Below are 16,159 nucleotides of genomic sequence, written 5' to 3' on the forward strand. Positions count from 1 at the left end.
TCCACCGGAACGCCCCCGAGGCCTGGCCGCGGAGCGGACCGCTCGCCGCGGCGGGCGCGCCCACCATGGGGGAGGGGCGCGGGCCACCGGGGGCACGGGCCACCGGGCGCACCGCCCGCCCCGGAACCGGGAGGCACCGCATGAACCCGCACGACCGAGCCCTGTCGCAGGCCGCGGCCCGCGGCGACGAGTCCGCCGTGCGCGCGGCGCTCGCCGCCGGGGCACGGGTCGACGCGCGGGACGAGGACCTGCGCACCCCGCTCCTGCGGGCCGCCCTCGCCGACCACGTCGGCGTGGCCAGGCTGCTCCTCGCGGCGGGCGCCGACCCGAACGCCCCCGACGCCCGCGCCGACAGTCCCTGGCTGGTCACCGGTGTCACCGGCGGCGTCCGCATGATGCGGACGCTGCTCGCCGCGGGCGCCGACCTGAGGCAACCGAACCGCTTCGGCGGCACCGCCCTCGTCCCCGCCGCCGAACGGGGCCACACCGCCTACGTCCGGGCCCTGCTCGCGGAGAGCGACATCGACGTGGACCACGTCAACCGGCTCGGCTGGACCGCCCTGCTGGAGGCGGTCATCCTCGGCGACGGCGGGCCGCGTCACGAGGAGGTCGTCCGGCTGCTCCTCGCCGCCGGCGCCGATCCCGAGCGGGGCGACCAAGACGGCGTCACCCCCCACGCGCACGCCGTCCGGCGCGGTTTCACCGGCATCGCCCGCCTGCTGGGTCCCGAGGTCCGCGCCGCCGCCGGGAGGACCTCGTGAACCGGGCGCGCCGCCTTCCCCGTACGGGGCTCACCGCGCTCGCCGCCGTCCTGCTGCTCGGGGCCTGCGCCGCCCCCGGACCCGGATCCCGGGCCGACGCGGACCGCCCCCGCCCGGCCGCGCCGCCCGCCGCGCCGCTGCCGAGCGCGAGCGCCACCCCGGCCGGCACGCTCCTCGTCGCCGACTTCGGCTCCGACACGGTCACCTTCGTCGACCCCGTACGCGGCTCCCTGGGGGCCGTCCGCGTCGGCAGGGCCCCGTACGGCCTGGCCGTCGGCGCGGACGGGCGGGCCTGGGTGGCCACGGCCGAGGGCGTGGCGGTGGTCGACACGCGCACCCGGACCCGGTCGGCGCTCGTGCCGTACCGCACGGCGACCGGCCCGGTCACCGGCGGGGAGTACCGGGGCGGCGGCATGGGCATCGCCCTGTCGCCGGACGGCGCCCGGGCCTGGGTCGGGGTCAACGTTCCCGGCGGGAACGGCGTCCTGGAGGTGATCGACACGGCGACGAACCGGGTCACCGCCACCGTCCCGGTGGGCCGGCGGCCCTTCGACGTGGACGTGGCCGCGGACGGGTCCGAGGTGTACGCCACGGGCCACGACTCCTTCGACGTCACCGTCGTCTCCGCGCGCGATCTGACGCCGCGCCGGATCGAGGTCGCGCCGTACGGGACCGAGGGCGGCCTCGGCTCCTGGCTCAAACCGCACTACGCGGCGGTCCGGCCCGCCGACGGCCGGCTGCTGCTGCCCTTCGAGGGGGAGCGGCTCGCGGTCGTCGACCCGAGGACGGGTCGTGTCTCGGTCGAGGCGCTGACCGCCGACACCCACCAGCACGGGGCCGCGCTCGCCCCGGACGGGCGGCTGCTGATCGTGGGCACGGGCGCCGTGGACCCCTCCGACGGCAAGGGTCCCTCGCTCACGGTCCGGGCCCCCGACGGCGGTGAGCGGGTGTACCCGCTGGAGGGTCCGCACGAGGACGTCACCGTCTCCCGTGACGGGGCCACGGCCTATGTGACCGGCGGATTCACCCGGGACGGCGGCTGGGACGGGATCACGGTCGTCGACCTCGCCTCCGGTGCCACCCGCCGGCTCGCGGCCGGCAGCCTGCCGCTGGGCGTCGCCGTCCTGTGAAGCCGGCCCCCAAGCGAATCTTTGGAAAGCCATAAGATCGGGTTATGGGGTCATAACCGGGGGGCGGGTGCCGGGTTAGGGTGACCTTAGTTTAGGGTTGCCGTGATCAGTCAGATTGTCGGTCGAAGGGAACCCTGTCATGCCTCGCCCTCTGCGGGTAGCAATCGTCGGCGCCGGCCCCGCCGGTATCTACGCGGCCGACGCGCTGCTGAAGTCCGAGGCTGCCACCACCCCCGGCGTCTCCATCGACATCTTCGAGCGGATGCCCGCGCCCTTCGGCCTGATCCGCTACGGCGTCGCGCCCGACCACCCCCGCATCAAGGGCATCATCACCGCCCTGCACCAGGTGCTCGACAAGCCGCAGGTCCGCCTGTTCGGCAACGTCGACTACCCGAACGACATCTCGCTCGACGAGCTGCGCTCCTTCTACGACGCGGTGGTCTTCTCCACCGGCGCCACCGCCGACCGCGCCCTGAGCATCCCGGGCGTGGAGCTCGACGGCTCCTACGGCGCGGCCGACTTCGTCTCCTGGTACGACGGCCACCCGGACGTCCCCCGCACCTGGCCCCTCGACGCCGAGAAGGTCGCCGTCCTCGGCGTCGGCAACGTCGCCCTCGACGTGGCCCGCATCCTCGCGAAGACGGCCGACGAGCTGCTGCCCACCGAGATCCCGGCCAACGTGTACGACGGCCTGGCGGCCAACAAGGCCGTGGAGGTCCACGTCTTCGGTCGCCGCGGCCCGGCGCAGGCCAAGTTCAGCCCGATGGAGCTGCGCGAGCTCGACCACTCGCCCAACATCGAGGTCATCGTCAACCCCGAGGACATCGACTACGACGAGGGCTCGATCGCCACCCGCCGCTCCAACAAGCAGGCGGACATGGTCGCCAAGACCCTGGAGAACTGGGCGATCCGCGACATCGGCGAGCGCCCGCACAAGCTGTTCCTGCACTTCTTCGAGTCCCCGGCGGAGATCGTCGGCGAGGACGGCAAGGTCGTCGGACTGCGCACCGAGCGCACCGAACTGGACGGCACGGGCAACGTCAAGGGCACCGGCGAGTTCACCACCTGGGACGTCCAGTCCGTCTACCGGGCCGTCGGCTACCTCTCCGACGAACTGCCCAAGCTGCCCTGGGACGTCGAGTCCGGCACCGTGCCCGACGAGGGCGGCCGGGTCATCGAGAACGGCGCGCACCTCGCGTCGACGTACGTGACCGGCTGGATCCGCCGCGGCCCGATCGGTCTGATCGGCCACACCAAGGGCGACGCGAACGAGACCGTCGCCAACCTGCTCGCCGACCACGCGGAGGGCCGGCTCCTCACCCCGGCCACGCCGGAGCCGGAGGCCGTCGAGACCTTCCTCGCGGACCGTCAGGTCCGTTACACGACGTGGGAGGGCTGGTACCGGCTGGACGCCGCCGAGAAGGCGCTGGGCGAGCCGCAGGGCCGCGAGCGCGTGAAGCTCGTGGAGCGCGAGGAGATGCTCGACGCCAGCGGCGCGTGACGCGCGGCCGGTGACGGAGCGATCAGCGTGGAGGGGCCCGCCGTCGGCGGGCCCCTCCGGCTTTCGGCCGCGCCGCCGCGCCCCTCGGCCGGAATTCACCCGTGCGGAAGCGCCGCGCGATCGCGGTGACGGAAAGGTCACGGAAACCGGAATGCGTCGGGCCCGCCCGCGGTTCGGAAAGACGCGATATCCGATTCCGTACGCACTGGAGAGCTCATGAAGATCGGCATCATCGGCGCCGGCAACATCGGCGGCAACCTCACCCGCCGGCTCACCGCCCTCGGACACCAGGTCTCCGTCGCCAACTCCCGCGGCCCCGAGACCCTGGCCGCCCTCGTCGCCGAGACGGGCGCCACCGCTGTCCCCGTCGCGGAAGCCGCCCGCGGAGCCGAGATCGTCGTCGTCACCATCCCGTTCAAGAACGTGCCGGACCTGCCCGCGGGGATCTTCGACGGGGCCGCCGAGGGCTTCGCCGTCATCGACACCGGCAACTACTACCCGCGGGTGCGCGACGGCCGCATCGCCGCCATCGAGGACGAGGGCCTGACGGAGAGCCGGTGGACCGAGCGACAGATCGGCCACCCCGTGATCAAGGCCTTCAACGGGACCTACGCCGCCGACATCGTCGACCGGCCCCTTCCCGCGGGCGACCCGGACCGCATCGCCATCCCCGTCGCCGGTGACGACGAGAGCGCCAAGAAGACCGTCCGCGCCCTCATCGAGGAGATCGGCTTCGACACCGTGGACGCCGGCGGCATCGACGAGTCCTGGCGCCAGCAGCCCGCCACACCGGTCTACGGCCTGCGCGCCGGCGTCGACGCGGTGACCGCCGCCCTCGCCGAGGCCTCCGCCGAGCGCACGGAGGAATTCCGGGGCTGAGACCCGCCGACAACAGCCGTGACGCTCCGCTTCCGGATCGTTTCTCTGTGCTACGGTGACATCCAGTTGCGGGTGTGGTTCCCAAATATTTCAGGTGCGCCCACCGGATTCACCCGGCGGGCGCACTTTGTATTTCCGGATGATTTTCGGACGGGTCGAACATCACGGCGACGCCGGCGTCGCACGGTGCGGCACCGGGTACTGACCCCAAGGAGAATCCCATGGCTTCCGGCACCGTGAAGTGGTTCAACGCGGAAAAGGGCTTCGGTTTCATCGAGCAGGACGGCGGCGGCGCCGACGTCTTCGCGCACTACTCCAACATCGCCACCCAGGGCTACCGCGAGCTCCAGGAGGGGCAGAAGGTCAACTTCGACGTGACGCAGGGCCAGAAGGGCCCGCAGGCCGAGAACATCGTGCCCGCCTGAGCCCTCCGCCGAGGCGCCCCCCGACCGGGGCCCGCACCGCGACGCGGTGCGGGCCCCGGCCTTGCCCCCCGCCTCCCGCCCCGCGCGGGCCCCGCCCGATCGACCGGGAACCGCTACCCCACCGGTCACCCGCTTGGCAGACTGTCCCGCGTGACGACACTGAGCAAAGGCGCCAACCTGCCCGTGGTGGCAACCTCCGTCAGAGCGGTGCTCGGCTGGTCGGCCGGGCCCGGCGTACCGGACGTGGACGCCTCCGCGCTCCTGCTCGCCGCCGGCGGACGGGTGCGCTCCGACGACGACTTCGTCTTCTACAACCAGCCCCGGCACCCCTCCGGCACCGTCCGCCACCTCGGCAAGCGACCCGGAGCCGACTCCCTCGACGTGGACCTCGCCGCGCTGGAACCGGCTGTGGAACGCGTCATCCTCTGCGCCTCCGCCGACGGGGGCACCTTCGGACAGGTCCCCGGTCTGCACGTGCGGCTGCTCGACGCGGCCTCCGGGGCGGAACTGGCCCGCTTCGACATGGAGGCCGGGCCCGAACGGGCCTTCGTGAGCGGCGAGCTGTACCGGCGCGCCGGGGCCTGGAAGTTCCGCGCCGTCGGGCAGGGCTACGCGAGCGGGCTGGCCGGACTCGCCACGGACTACGGCATCACCGTGGACGACGCCCCGCCCGCCGCCGCACCCGTCGCCGCGGCCCCGCCCGTACGGCCCGCCGCCCCCGTACGCCCGGTCCCGCCCGTCACCGTGCCCGCGCCGACGCCCACCCCGCCCCCCGTCTGGCCCACCCCGGCACAGCCCGCGCCCACGCCCGCGCCCGTCGCGCCGGCGCCCGAACCCGCCGTACGCCTGGTCAAGGGGGAGGCGGACCTCCCCATGGACATGCGCATCCGGCTCTCCCTGCGCAAACAACAGGTGGCGGTCAGCCTCGCCAAGAAGGGCGCCGGAGACGTCACCGCCCGGGTGGTCCTCGTCCTCGACGCCTCGGGATCCATGAGCACCCTCTACGCGCGCGGCACGGTCGCCGGCGTCGTGGAGCGGATGGCCGCCGTCGCCGCCCAACTCGACGACGACGGCGAGATGCAGGCGTGGACCTTCGCCACCAACCCGGCCCGACTGCCCGACCTCACCATCGGCGACCTCCCGGAGTGGCTGCGCCTGCACGTGCGCGTCGGCCAGATGAGCGTGTTCGGACGCAAGAAGCCGCCGAGGGGCCTGGTGCCCGGCCAGGTCGACATGCGGGCGGTCGGCTTCCAGAACGAGGAACAGAAGGTCATCGCCGAGGTCCGGGACTACGTCCGGTCCCACCCCGTCCCCGCCCCCACCCTGGTCCTGTTCTTCTCCGACGGAGGCGTCTACCGCAACGACGAGATCGAACGGGAACTGCGGGCGGCCGTCGAGGAACCGGTGTTCTGGCAGTTCGTCGGCCTCGGCCGGGCCGGATTCGGGGTCCTGGAACGCTTCGACACCATGCCGGGGCGGCGCGTGGACAACGTCGGCTTCTTCGCCGTCGACGACATCGACCGCGTCTCGGACCCCGAACTGTACGACCGCCTGCTGTCGGAGTTCCCCTCCTGGATCCGCGCCGCCCGCCAGGCGGGCATCCTGCGCTGACCAGTACGCCCGCCCCGCCCCCGCGCGGCGGGGCGGGCGGGGGCGGGGATAGGGTCACGGACGTACGGACCCGAGGGAAGGACCCCCATGACCAGCGGCCCCGTCCACGTCCGGATCCTGCGCGCCGCCGACCGCGCGGCCACGCCCTGGAAGAACGGCGGCGGAGTGACCCGGGAGATCGCCGCGTACCCCGAGGGCGCGGGAACCGCCGATTTCGCCTGGCGGGTCAGCCTCGCCGAGGTCGCGGCCGACGGCCCCTTCTCGGAGTTCCCCGGCGTCGACCGCACCCTCACCCTCGCCGAGGGCGCCGGCATGGACCTGACCATCGCGGGGGAGCGGCGGCTCCTCGACGAGCGGTACGCGCCCCGCGACCTGCCCGGCGACGTCCCCACCGCGTGCCGCCTGTTGGACGGTCCCGTCGTCAACTTCAACGTCATGTACCGGCGCGGCGAGGCGAGGGCGCGCACCGCCGTCGTCCGGGGCGAGTCCACCCTCGCCACGGGGACGGACGAGACCCTGCTCCTCGTGGCCCTGGACGGCCCGGCCGTCGTGTCCCCCCACGGGGCGGGCGTGGACGGAGCCTTCGCACTCGGCCCGTACGACGCGGCCCTGTTCGTCGGCCCGGCGGGCGGGACGGTCCGCACCGACGGCCGCGTCGCCGTCGTCGTCCTCACCCGGCGGGGGTGACGCGGGCGGCCCCACTTGCCGGTGTCCCCGGCCCTGGGCACAATCAGCCGGTGATCGCGACCGAAACCCAGACGGACCCCTTCGACGAGCACCGCGGGCTCCTGTTCTCCACCGCCTACCGGATGATGGGCACGGTCACGGACGCCGAGGACATCGTCCAGGACGCGTGGCTCGCCTGGCACAAGGCCGACCGCTCCGGGGTGCGCCACCCGAAGGCGTACCTCGTGCGGACCGTCACGAACCTTTCGTTGAACCGCCTCACCTCGGCCCGGGCCACCCGCGAGGAGTACGTCGGCCCCTGGCTGCCCGAACCGCTGCTCACCGAACCCGACGCGGGCCGGCGGGGGGAGCTGGCCGAGAGCGTCTCGACGGCGCTGCTCGTGGTCCTGGAGACCCTCACCCCCGTCGAACGGGCCGTCTTCGTCCTGCGCGAGGCCTTCGGCTACTCGCACGCCGAGATCGCCGAGGTCCTGGACCGCCCGGAGCCGACGGTCCGACAGATCGCCCACCGTGCCCGCAAACACGTCCAGGCCCGCCGCCCCCGCTGCGACAGCGACGCCGCGCAGCGGGAGCGGGTCACCGCCCGCTTCATGAACGCCTGCGCGGGCGGCGACCTGAACGCCGTGATGGAGCTGCTCGCCCCGGACGTGACCGCCTGGTCCGACGGGGGCGGCAAGGTCTCCGCCGCCCGCCGGCCGCTGCACGGAGTCGACCACGTCGCCCGCTTCCTGCTGGGTGTCCTGTCGAAGCCGGCGATGGCCGGGGTCACCATCGAAGAGGCCGTCATCAACGGCGAGTCGGGCATCCTCGCCCGGATCGACGGCGCCCCGCTCGGCGCGCTCACCTACGACCTGGAAGGCGGCCTGATGCGCACCCTCCGCTTCCAGGTCAACCCGGACAAGCTGGCGGGGCTGCGCACCTGAGTCACCGCTCCGGGCCCACGACCTCGCGCAGGTCCGCGTGGGCCGGGCCGGGGCGCCCGCCGGCGAGGTGGAACAGGGCGCGGTCGGTGAGCGCGGTCGCCGTGGCCGTCTCCCGGTCCGCCGCTTCCGGCAGGTCCCGCGCGAGCCGGACCCCTTCGTCGAAGAGGGGGGCCAGCTCGATCACGGGGCGATCCCCGTGCACGTGACGGAGCGTCACCGCAGCGGTCGACCGGCGCTGGGCGGCGAGCCGTTCGGCCGGGGATCCGGCGGCGGCCACCGCCGCTTCGAGGGCCGGGACGCCGTCGAAGTACGCCCGCCGGACGTGGTGCGACCAGGCGCTCGGTGTCTCGCCGAACGCGGGGCCCGCCGCGTCCGGGGTCGCCCGCGGCTCCCGATCCGCGGCCGACATGGCGAACAGGGCGGCCCAGAAGGCCGGGTCGCCTCCCGTGGGCGGCTGTTCTCGCGCGCCCTCGGCGATCGTGCCGAGCAGGGTGAGCGCCTCCGCCCGTGCGGCGCGGGCCTGGCAGGGGTCGGCGTGGTGTTCCGACATCCTCGACAGGTACGCCAGTCGGTGGACCAGGTCGATCGTCGCCGATGCCGTCGCGCTCGTGGCCGCCGCCCCCGTTGCCGTAGTCGCCGCCGCTTCGGCGGTGTCCCGCGCCCGGCGGCCGGCGTCGACGAACGCCGCGAAGGTCTCCAGCGCCTCGGCGTGCCGGCCGGCGGCCTCCAGGGCGGCGGTCGCCGCGAGCGCCGGCCACCGGGCGGACGGGGCGGCGTCGACCTCCCGCCCCCACAGGCCCGCGGCGTCGGCGTGCCGGCCCTCCTCGGCCAGGACGACGGCCAGCCGTCCGTGCGGTTCCCGTCCCCGGGTGAAGCCCTCCCACCCCGATTCCACCGACTCCGCGCGCACGGCGCGGGCCTCCTCGTGCCGGTCCGCCGCGAACAGCTCGCGCTGGAGCCGGTCGAGGGCCTCGAACAGCAGCACCTCACGCTGCCCGTACGCCGTGTCGAGGTCCCGCGCCGCGTCCGCCGCGCGGCCGTACAGGGCCAGTCGTACGTCGGGGCGGTGCCAGAACTCGGGCGCGCCGCCCCGCCGCATCAACGCCCGTACGAGCTTGGGGCGGTAGGTCAGGGGGCTCACGTCGGCGAGCACCCGGTAGGCCTCGATCTCGTCCAGGGGGCTGAGCGTCCCCGAGCCCAGCAGAGTCGTCCGTGCCCGCAGCACCGCGTCATGATCTACGTTTCCGGATGAATTCATGACGGTGATTCTGGGATCCGGACGTGCCCCCGCTCAAGGCTTCACGACTGTGCCGTCCGTCCTACGAAAACGGCCTCTGACCTGTCATGATGGATACGTATTCACCCCTCTTCCACCCCGCCGGTCGGCTCCGGGCCGCGCAGGGCCGCGAGCGCGCGGTCCAGGCGGGTGCGCCGCGCGGCGGGGGTGAGGGCCTGGAGCAGCGGCAGGATCAACCGGTAGCGCCCGGTCCGGTCGAGGGCCTCGAAGGACTTCCGGGCGACCGGGTCGGCGTCGAGCGCGGCCTGGAGGTCCGCCGGTGTCGTCGCCGTCCGCTGCGAGGCGTAGGCCGCCTCCCAACGCCCGTCCGCCCGGGCCCTGTCGACCTCGGCGAGCCCCGGCGCGCGCATGCGCCCGGCCGCCGTCAGCGCCTCCACCTTCTCGACGTTGACCCGCGACCACAGGCTCCGGGGGCGGCGCGGCACGTACTTCTGGAGGTAGTGCCGCTCGTCGTGGGAGCGGCGCTGCCCGGAGATCCAGCCGAAGCAGAGCCCCACGTCCACCAGTTCCTCGCCGCTCACGCTCGGGATGCCCGAACCCTTCTTCGCGAGCAGGATCCACACGCCCTCGGTGCGCGCGTGGTGCTCCTCCAACCAGGCCTCGAAGGCCCCGGAGTCCGCGAAGGCGACGATCTCCACACCGTTCAACTCGTCCATGGCGCCCAGGCTATGGCCGCGCGGAGCCCGGCGGGGTGGGGGAGGGGTCAGTCGCGGGGGAGGGGGCGGGCCGCGGTGGGCGGGGTGAGCTTCTGGTGGGCTCCGGAGGCGAGCATGCGGACCTCGCCGCGGTCGCTGATCTCGGCGCGGACGATGCCGCTCCGGTCGGCGTAGACGGGGTGGCCGCCGGGCCCGACGCCCTCGGTCCGTTCCACCACCACCGTGTCCCCGGCCGCGCCGGATCCGTCGGGGAAGGTCAGCTCGTACCGTCGGACGTCCATCGGCTCGCTCCTGTCGCTGCCCGCATCTCCATCGTGAGCGGTGCCGGCCCGGCCCGCCTTTTGACTTTACCGGCGCTTTACGGTTGCTTGGGGTCGTAGCCGTTCCGATCAGCACCGTGAGGTTCCCCCCGCCATGTCCCGCTTCGCCCGTACCTCCGTCCTCACCGCCGCGCTGCTGCTCGCGGTGAGCGCCTGCTCCGCCTCCGACGCCGTCGACCAGGTCGACAAGGTGGTCGACGAGACGTACGAGGTCACCTACGAGGTCACCGGCAAGGGCGTCGACTCCATCGAGTTCGCCGCCGGCGGCGGCACCGCGACGGAGCCGAAGACGGAGACCGTGCAGAACCCCACCCTGCCGTGGACCAAGACCGTCACCCTGCGCGGCATCATGCCGTCCTCCGTGGTGCCCACCGCGGCGGACGTGACCGGCGCCCAGGTCACCTGCAAGATCACCTACAAGGGCAAGGTCGTCGCCGAGCAGTCCGCCGAGGGCCTCGTGACCGCCGGCGGCTGCGTCGCCGTCTCCCCCGTCGCCGGTTCCTAGCCCGCGCCTCACACCGCGCCCGGACCGCTCCCAGGGCCTTGCCCGGGCGCGCGCTCCGGGTCGCGGCGCCCGACCGCCGCCATCGCGGCGGCCCCCAGCACCGCCAGGGCGGCGGCCCCGCGCAGCAGGGTCTCGATGGCCGCGCCGTCGGACGCGGCGCGGGTCGCGGAACCGCTGATGACCTCCAGCAGGGTGGAGGCGACGGCCACCGCGACGGCGCCCAGCAGCACGAGCGAGGTCAGGACCAGTCCGGACGCGGCGGCCAGCCGACCGGGGGCGACGTAGGACTGGGTGGCGACGTTGGTCAGCGCCCAGGCGAGGCCGACGCCCAGGCCCACGACCGCGAAGACGGCCGTGTACACCACGAGGTCGGTCACCCAGGTCAGCGCGAACAGGCTGATGCCGCTCAGCAGCATGCCGCCCGCCATCAGGGTCTCGGGGCGGATCCGCTCCGCAAGGTGCCCGGACCAGTAGCTCGCGGCGCCGGCGCCGACCGACAGGGCCAGGAAGACCAGCCCGGAGTCGAGGGGCGAGAGCCCGCGCGCCTGCTGGAGGTAGAGCGCGGAGAACACCGCGACCAGGCAGTAGACGACGTTGGACAGCGATCCGGCGAGGGTGACGGTGACGAAGGGGCCGTTGCGCAGCAGCGCGAGGTCCAGGAGCGGCTGCGCCGAGCGCCGCTCCACGCGGACGAACACCGCCAGGAGCGCCGCGCCGAGGGCCACGCAGCCGAGGGTGGCCGGTGAGGTCCAGCCCCAGCGCTCCCCCTGGTCCACGCCGATCATGATGCCGGTGAGGCCCCCGGCCAGGGTCACCACACCGGGCAGGTCGGGCGCCCGACCGGCCGTCTCGTCGCGGGTCTCGGCGACGTGGCGCAGCAGGAGCAGGGTCGCGACCATGCAGAACGGCACGTTCAGCAGGAACACCGCGCGCCAGCTCACGTGCTCGGCGAGGGCTCCGCCGACGAAGGGGCCGAGGGCCGTGCCGATCGCGCTGAAGGCGAGCACGGTGGCGACGGCGCGCCCCTGGCGCTCGTCGCGGAAGTACGCGGTGACCACGGCGACCGAGACGGGCATGATCAGGGCGGCCGTGCAGCCCTGGACGGCGCGCCCGGCGGTCAGCCACGCCGTGTTCTGCGCGGCGGCGCAGACGACCGAGACGACCGCGAAGCCGACGAGGCCGGTGACGAGGACGCGTCTTCGCCCCCACAGGTCGGCGGCGCGCCCCCCGGTGATCATCAGCGCCCCGAGCGTGAGCATGTAGCCGCTGACCAGCCACTGGAGGTCGGTGGAAGGGGTGTCGAAGTCCCGCCCGATGACGGGCAGCATGAGGTTCAGCGCGAACCAGTCCATCTGCACGAGCAACATGGAGATGGCGGCCGCGGCGATGACCGCCCGGTCGCGGCGGTCGAACCGGGGCCCCGCCCCCACCGTTCCCGCGCGTGTGGTCATGGCGCCTCCTCCGGGGACTTCCAGTATCCGGTGGTCCCTGCGGGGACGCTCGCCCGCGGGCCGGCGGCACTTCGACGCCGGGACCTACGCCCGCGGCGCCGGTCGGTAGCCGAGCGAGACGGCCAGGTCGCGGGCCAGGCCGGTGAACGCGCGCGCGGCGGCGCTCTCGTAGGCGCGGTCCCGGCGCAGCAGGACGACCGTGCGCGGGGGCAGCGGCGGGGCCAGCGGGATCCGCGTCAGCTCGGGGCGACCGTCGGTGACGGCCTCGGGCAGGACGGTCGCCAACCCGGTCCGCCGGACCACCTCGATCAGGGCCTGGACCGAGCCCACCTCCACGGCGATCCGCGGCCGGACCCCGTGCGCCGCGAGGTGGGCGTCGACGTACGTCCGTGTCGCGAAGTCCGGTGTGAGCAGGACAAGTTGACATTTCATCAGTTCGCTGACGGGCAGGGCGCCGTCGGGCAGGGCGCCGTCGGGCAGTGCGCCGGCGGCCCGCGCGGCGAGGGGGGAGGCGGTGGCGGCCACCAGGACCGGCCTCTCGGTGAACAGGGCCGTCCCGGTGAGCCCCGCGGGGAGCGGGCCGTCGAAGGCGATGCCCAGGTCGACCTCGTCGGAGGCCAGCGCGGCTTCGATCCGGTCCTGGGTCGCCTCCCGGACCTGCACCGTGATGCCGGGGTGGGTCTCGTGCAGTGCGGCGAGCAGCGGCCCGAGCAGGTAGGCGGTGAAGGTGGGGGTGAGGGCCAGGCGCAGGTGTCCGCGCGAGAGGTCGGCGACGTCGTGGACGGCCCGCTCGGCCGCCGCGAGGTCGCGCAGCGCCCGGCGCGCGTGCCGCGCGTACGCCTCTCCCGCGTCGGTGAGCCTCACGGTGCGTCCGCCGCGGTCCAGGAGCGGTACGCCGACCGCCCGCTCCAACTGCTTGACCTGCTGCGACAGCGTGGGTTGGGAGATCCGCAGCTCCTCCGCCGCGCGCGTGAAGCTGTGGTGCTCGGCGACGGCGAGAAGGTAGCGCAGATGACGCAGTTCCGGGGCCATGCACCCGAGTATAGATGTCATCGATAGATCGCATCGAGAACACGTCTTGGACTCTATAGGTGCTGCTCGTGCAGGGTGGAACACGTCAGCCCCACGGGGTGGATCCCACGACGGGAGTGATGGTGCACGACCTCGACGAAGGACTCGCGCGCTTTCGGCGCGACGTCTTCCCCACCAAGGCGCGGCTGTTCGCCGAGCTCGCCTCGACCCACCGGCCGAAGACCCTGTTCATCGGCTGCTCCGACGCCCGCGTGGTGCCGGAACTGATCACCCAGAGCGAGCCCGGCGACCTCTTCGTCGTCCGCACCGCAGGCAACCTCGTCCCCGCCTACGCCCCCGGACCCGAGGGCGTCACGGCCGGCATCGAGTACGCCGTCGCCATCCTCGGCGTCACGGACGTCGTGGTCTGCGGGCACTCGGCCTGCGGCGCCATGACCGCCCTCGCCGAGGCGCACGACCTCGACGGCGTGCCGGCCGTCGCCGACTGGCTCCGCCACGCGGACGCCTCCGCGGCCCGCGCGGCCGCCGGCGGCGCGGCGAGCGGCGGCGCGGACGTGGGGGCCCTCGTACGGGAGAACGTGCGCGCCCAACTCGTGAACCTCGCCACCCACCCCTCGGTGGCCCGCGCCCTCGCGGAGGGCCGCCTCACCACGCACGGCTGGGTCTACGACATCCCCACCGGGGCCGTGGAACGACTCGCCCCCGCCACCGCCGGCGCCCTCGCCGCGACCGCCTGAACCACCCCACACACAAAGGAAGTCCGTCCCGTGACCCACGCAGAGTTCGAGACCACCGTCCGCGAACGTCTCGCCGTCGCCGCCGTCGAGTCGAAGATCCGCAAGGACCTCACCTGGCAGGAGATCGCCGACCACACCGACCTCTCCGTCGCCTTCGTCACCGCCGCGATCCTCGGCCGGCACCCGCTGCCCGCCTCCGCCGCGCACGCCGTCGCCGACCTCCTCGAACTGGAGGAGGACGCCGCCATGTGGCTCCAGACGATCCCGCTGCGCGGCCCCCTGTCCGGCGGGATCCCCACCGACCCGACGATCTACCGCTTCCACGAGATGATCCAGGTCTACGGGACCACCCTCAAGGCCCTGATCCACGAGCAGTTCGGCGACGGCATCATCAGCGCCATCAACTTCCGGCTCGACGTCGCGAAGGTCGCCGACCCCGACGGCGGCGAGCGGGCCGTGATCACGCTGGACGGCAAGTACCTGCCCACCAAGCCCTTCTGACGCCGTCCGACCCCGCCCCCCCGCGTGCCAGAGGGGGGGGCGGGTCAGGCCCGCGGGGCCAGGCAGGTCAGGGCCGCCTCCGCCAGCGCGTCGACCGCGGCCGGCAGCGCCGTGCGGACGTCGGGGGCGAAGTCGGGCGCGTGGTTCGCGGGGAGCGCGGCCAGCTTCGCCGCCGCGCCCTCCCCGGGCGCCGCCGCCCAGGCCGCCGGTCCGATCACCCCGAGCATCCAGTACCCCAGGCGCACCCCCCGGGCTCCGTGCGTGGCGACGCCCGCGTCACCGAACAGCCCGAAGTCCTCCGTGGCCAGCGAGGGCGGCCACATCGTGACCCGCTCCGGGCCGAACCGCGCCACGTGGGCCGCCCGCACCGCCGCCGTCGTCCCCGGATCGGGGTGGGTGACCGGAGAGGCGCTCTCGCGCACCACCTCCGGTTCCCGGGGGCAGCCCGAGGCGGCGCACTCGGCGCGCACAATCCGCTCCACCGCGTCCGCCGCGCGGGTCAGCGCGGCCTCCCCGGCGGCCCGTACCGTGATGCCCAACTCGGCCCGGTCCGGGACCACGTTCGCCCGCTCGCCCGCCCGGAACGACCCCACGGTCACCGCCACCTGCTCCGACGGGGCCGCCTCCCGGGCCACCACCGTCTGGAGCCGGGTCACCACGTGGGCCGCCGTCACCACCGGGTCCACCGTGAGGTGCGGGGCGCCCGCGTGCCCGCCGCGCCCGTGCACCACGACCCGGAAGGTGACGCTCCCGGCGGTCATCGGCCCGTACGCGTGGGCGACCATCCCCGCCGGCAGCGGCGCCGCGTGCTGCGCGAGCACCGTGTCCGGGCGGCCGACCCGCTCGTACAGCCCGTCGGCGAGCATCGCCCGCGCCCCCTCCAGGGTCTCCTCCGCGGGCTGCCCCACCACGACGAGCGTGCCCCGCCACTCCGGCGCGTCCGGGCCGGCCAGCAGGGCGGCGGCCCCGGCGGCCGCCGCGAGGTGCAGGTCGTGCCCGCAGGCGTGCGCCGCTTCGCCCGCGCTCGCGTACGGCAGTCCGGTGGTCTCCCGTACGGGCAGCGCGTCCAGCTCCGCGCGCAGCATCACCGTCGGTCCCGCACCGCGGCGCAGGACCGCGGCCACGCCGTGCCCGCCGATCCCGCGCGTGGTCGCGTACCCGGCCTCCTCCAGCCGGTCGGCGAACCGTCCGGCCGTGCGGGCCTCCCCGCCCGAGAGTTCGGGATGGCGGTGTAGGTCCAGGTAGAAGGCCGTCAGGGACCTGAGCGACGCACCGGTCACCGGGGTCGGGCCGGCGGCGCGCGAGGTGGGGACGGTGGTCATGGTGACCATGCTCGGACACCGGCCGGGGAGCCCGGTGTCAGGTCGCTGACACTTCCTGTCAGCGGGCGCCGGCCGATGCCGGCGAGATGCCGGCGGGAAAGGGGGTGCGGTGACGGCGGGAACGGTTCTCCTGAAGGGGCACCGCACGTGACGGCCGTCCCTCGGGCGTCCGGCGGTCGAACGCCGCGCGGTCGCCCACCCGGCGACCGCCCCACCAAAGGAGTCCCCCATGGAGAAGTCCCCGCTCGCCTCGCTCGCGGACGAGATCCTGGAGCTGGAGTCGGAGACCTTCGAGATCTCGGACTACTCGGACGCCAGCGAGGTCGTGCTCGCCGGTTCCACGAGCTGCAGCTCCACCTCGACGTGTTCCTCGACCACCAGCACCACCTCCTGCAGCGCCTGACCCGAGCGCCGCGCCGCG

At 74.3% G+C, this 16,159-nt stretch carries 18 protein-coding genes; 12 read left to right on the top strand and 6 right to left on the bottom strand.

Features of this window, described 5'->3' with window-relative positions; translation table 11 throughout:
• Nucleotides 1-140 precede the first annotated feature (140 nt).
• From AB0D01_RS28970 to AB0D01_RS29005, 8 genes are all read left to right on the top strand, one after another.
• On the top strand, nucleotides 141-761 hold the full coding sequence (locus AB0D01_RS28970; RefSeq protein WP_363060304.1) for an ankyrin repeat domain-containing protein: 621 nt from the start codon (nucleotides 141-143) through the stop codon (nucleotides 759-761).
• A complete protein-coding gene (locus tag AB0D01_RS28975) occupies nucleotides 758-1,891 on the top strand; it encodes a YncE family protein (RefSeq protein WP_363060306.1) in 1,134 nt (377 codons plus the stop codon). The genes AB0D01_RS28970 and AB0D01_RS28975 overlap by 4 nt, the downstream gene beginning before the upstream one ends.
• Nucleotides 1,892-2,030: 139 nt before the next feature.
• Nucleotides 2,031-3,392, top strand: a complete 1,362-nt coding sequence (locus AB0D01_RS28980) for an FAD-dependent oxidoreductase (RefSeq protein WP_363060308.1) — start codon at nucleotides 2,031-2,033, stop codon at nucleotides 3,390-3,392.
• A gap of 216 nt (nucleotides 3,393-3,608) precedes the next feature.
• Nucleotides 3,609-4,271 (top strand): NAD(P)-binding domain-containing protein, encoded by a 663-nt coding sequence (locus AB0D01_RS28985; RefSeq protein ID WP_363060310.1) that lies wholly within the window; start codon nucleotides 3,609-3,611, stop codon nucleotides 4,269-4,271.
• Between the two features lie 221 nt (nucleotides 4,272-4,492).
• Nucleotides 4,493-4,696, top strand: coding sequence for a cold-shock protein (locus AB0D01_RS28990; protein WP_007268031.1), 204 nt, complete (start codon nucleotides 4,493-4,495; stop codon nucleotides 4,694-4,696).
• 150 nt (nucleotides 4,697-4,846) lie between these two features.
• Nucleotides 4,847-6,307 carry a VWA domain-containing protein gene (locus AB0D01_RS28995; RefSeq protein WP_363060312.1) on the top strand — a complete coding sequence of 487 codons (1,461 nt, stop codon included), beginning with the start codon at nucleotides 4,847-4,849 and terminating at the stop codon, nucleotides 6,305-6,307.
• A gap of 87 nt (nucleotides 6,308-6,394) precedes the next feature.
• The gene (locus AB0D01_RS29000; protein WP_363060314.1) at nucleotides 6,395-6,994 is read left to right on the top strand and encodes a HutD family protein; all 600 of its coding nucleotides are present in this window, start codon (nucleotides 6,395-6,397) and stop codon (nucleotides 6,992-6,994) included.
• Between the two features lie 50 nt (nucleotides 6,995-7,044).
• Nucleotides 7,045-7,917, top strand: coding sequence for an RNA polymerase sigma-70 factor (locus tag AB0D01_RS29005; protein WP_363060316.1), 873 nt, complete (start codon nucleotides 7,045-7,047; stop codon nucleotides 7,915-7,917).
• Nucleotide 7,918: 1 nt separating this feature from the next.
• Here the strand turns inward: AB0D01_RS29005 and AB0D01_RS29010 are convergent, their stop codons facing one another.
• The 3 genes from AB0D01_RS29010 to AB0D01_RS29020 form a co-directional block, all read right to left on the bottom strand.
• Complete coding sequence (locus AB0D01_RS29010) at nucleotides 7,919-9,175, bottom strand: hypothetical protein (protein WP_363060318.1); 1,257 nt, start codon at nucleotides 9,173-9,175, stop codon at nucleotides 7,919-7,921.
• A 101-nt stretch (nucleotides 9,176-9,276) separates the two neighbouring features.
• A complete protein-coding gene (locus AB0D01_RS29015) occupies nucleotides 9,277-9,870 on the bottom strand; it encodes a YdeI/OmpD-associated family protein (protein WP_363060320.1) in 594 nt (197 codons plus the stop codon).
• 47 nt (nucleotides 9,871-9,917) lie between these two features.
• Nucleotides 9,918-10,151, bottom strand: coding sequence for a DUF6296 family protein (locus AB0D01_RS29020; protein ID WP_363060322.1), 234 nt, complete (start codon nucleotides 10,149-10,151; stop codon nucleotides 9,918-9,920).
• A gap of 133 nt (nucleotides 10,152-10,284) precedes the next feature.
• Between AB0D01_RS29020 and AB0D01_RS29025 the strand changes: the two genes are divergently transcribed.
• Nucleotides 10,285-10,695, top strand: coding sequence for an MmpS family transport accessory protein (locus AB0D01_RS29025; protein WP_363060324.1), 411 nt, complete (start codon nucleotides 10,285-10,287; stop codon nucleotides 10,693-10,695).
• A gap of 8 nt (nucleotides 10,696-10,703) precedes the next feature.
• Here the strand turns inward: AB0D01_RS29025 and AB0D01_RS29030 are convergent, their stop codons facing one another.
• Together AB0D01_RS29030 and cynR are read right to left on the bottom strand one after the other, a co-directional pair.
• Nucleotides 10,704-12,146, bottom strand: a complete 1,443-nt coding sequence (locus AB0D01_RS29030) for an MFS transporter (RefSeq protein WP_363060326.1) — start codon at nucleotides 12,144-12,146, stop codon at nucleotides 10,704-10,706.
• Nucleotides 12,147-12,230: 84 nt separating this feature from the next.
• Nucleotides 12,231-13,178 carry a transcriptional regulator CynR gene (gene cynR, locus AB0D01_RS29035; RefSeq protein ID WP_363060328.1) on the bottom strand — a complete coding sequence of 316 codons (948 nt, stop codon included), beginning with the start codon at nucleotides 13,176-13,178 and terminating at the stop codon, nucleotides 12,231-12,233.
• A gap of 122 nt (nucleotides 13,179-13,300) precedes the next feature.
• On the opposite strand from cynR, the gene AB0D01_RS29040 reads away from it, so the two are divergent.
• Nucleotides 13,301-13,915, top strand: coding sequence for a carbonic anhydrase (locus tag AB0D01_RS29040; RefSeq protein WP_363060394.1), 615 nt, complete (start codon nucleotides 13,301-13,303; stop codon nucleotides 13,913-13,915).
• A 30-nt stretch (nucleotides 13,916-13,945) separates the two neighbouring features.
• Complete coding sequence (cynS, locus tag AB0D01_RS29045; RefSeq protein WP_363060330.1) at nucleotides 13,946-14,416, top strand: cyanase; 471 nt, start codon at nucleotides 13,946-13,948, stop codon at nucleotides 14,414-14,416.
• Between the two features lie 44 nt (nucleotides 14,417-14,460).
• Here the strand turns inward: cynS and AB0D01_RS29050 are convergent, their stop codons facing one another.
• Nucleotides 14,461-15,738: an amidohydrolase gene (locus AB0D01_RS29050; RefSeq protein WP_363060332.1), complete on the bottom strand. Its 1,278-nt coding sequence runs from the start codon at nucleotides 15,736-15,738 to the stop codon at nucleotides 14,461-14,463.
• A gap of 229 nt (nucleotides 15,739-15,967) precedes the next feature.
• Between AB0D01_RS29050 and AB0D01_RS29055 the strand changes: the two genes are divergently transcribed.
• Complete coding sequence (locus tag AB0D01_RS29055; protein ID WP_007268044.1) at nucleotides 15,968-16,141, top strand: thiazolylpeptide-type bacteriocin; 174 nt, start codon at nucleotides 15,968-15,970, stop codon at nucleotides 16,139-16,141.
• The last annotated feature ends 18 nt before the right edge of the window (nucleotides 16,142-16,159 follow it).

Source organism: Streptomyces sp. NPDC048606 (assembly GCF_040650855.1).
In the GTDB taxonomy this organism is placed as follows: Bacteria; Actinomycetota; Actinomycetes; order Streptomycetales; family Streptomycetaceae; genus Streptomyces.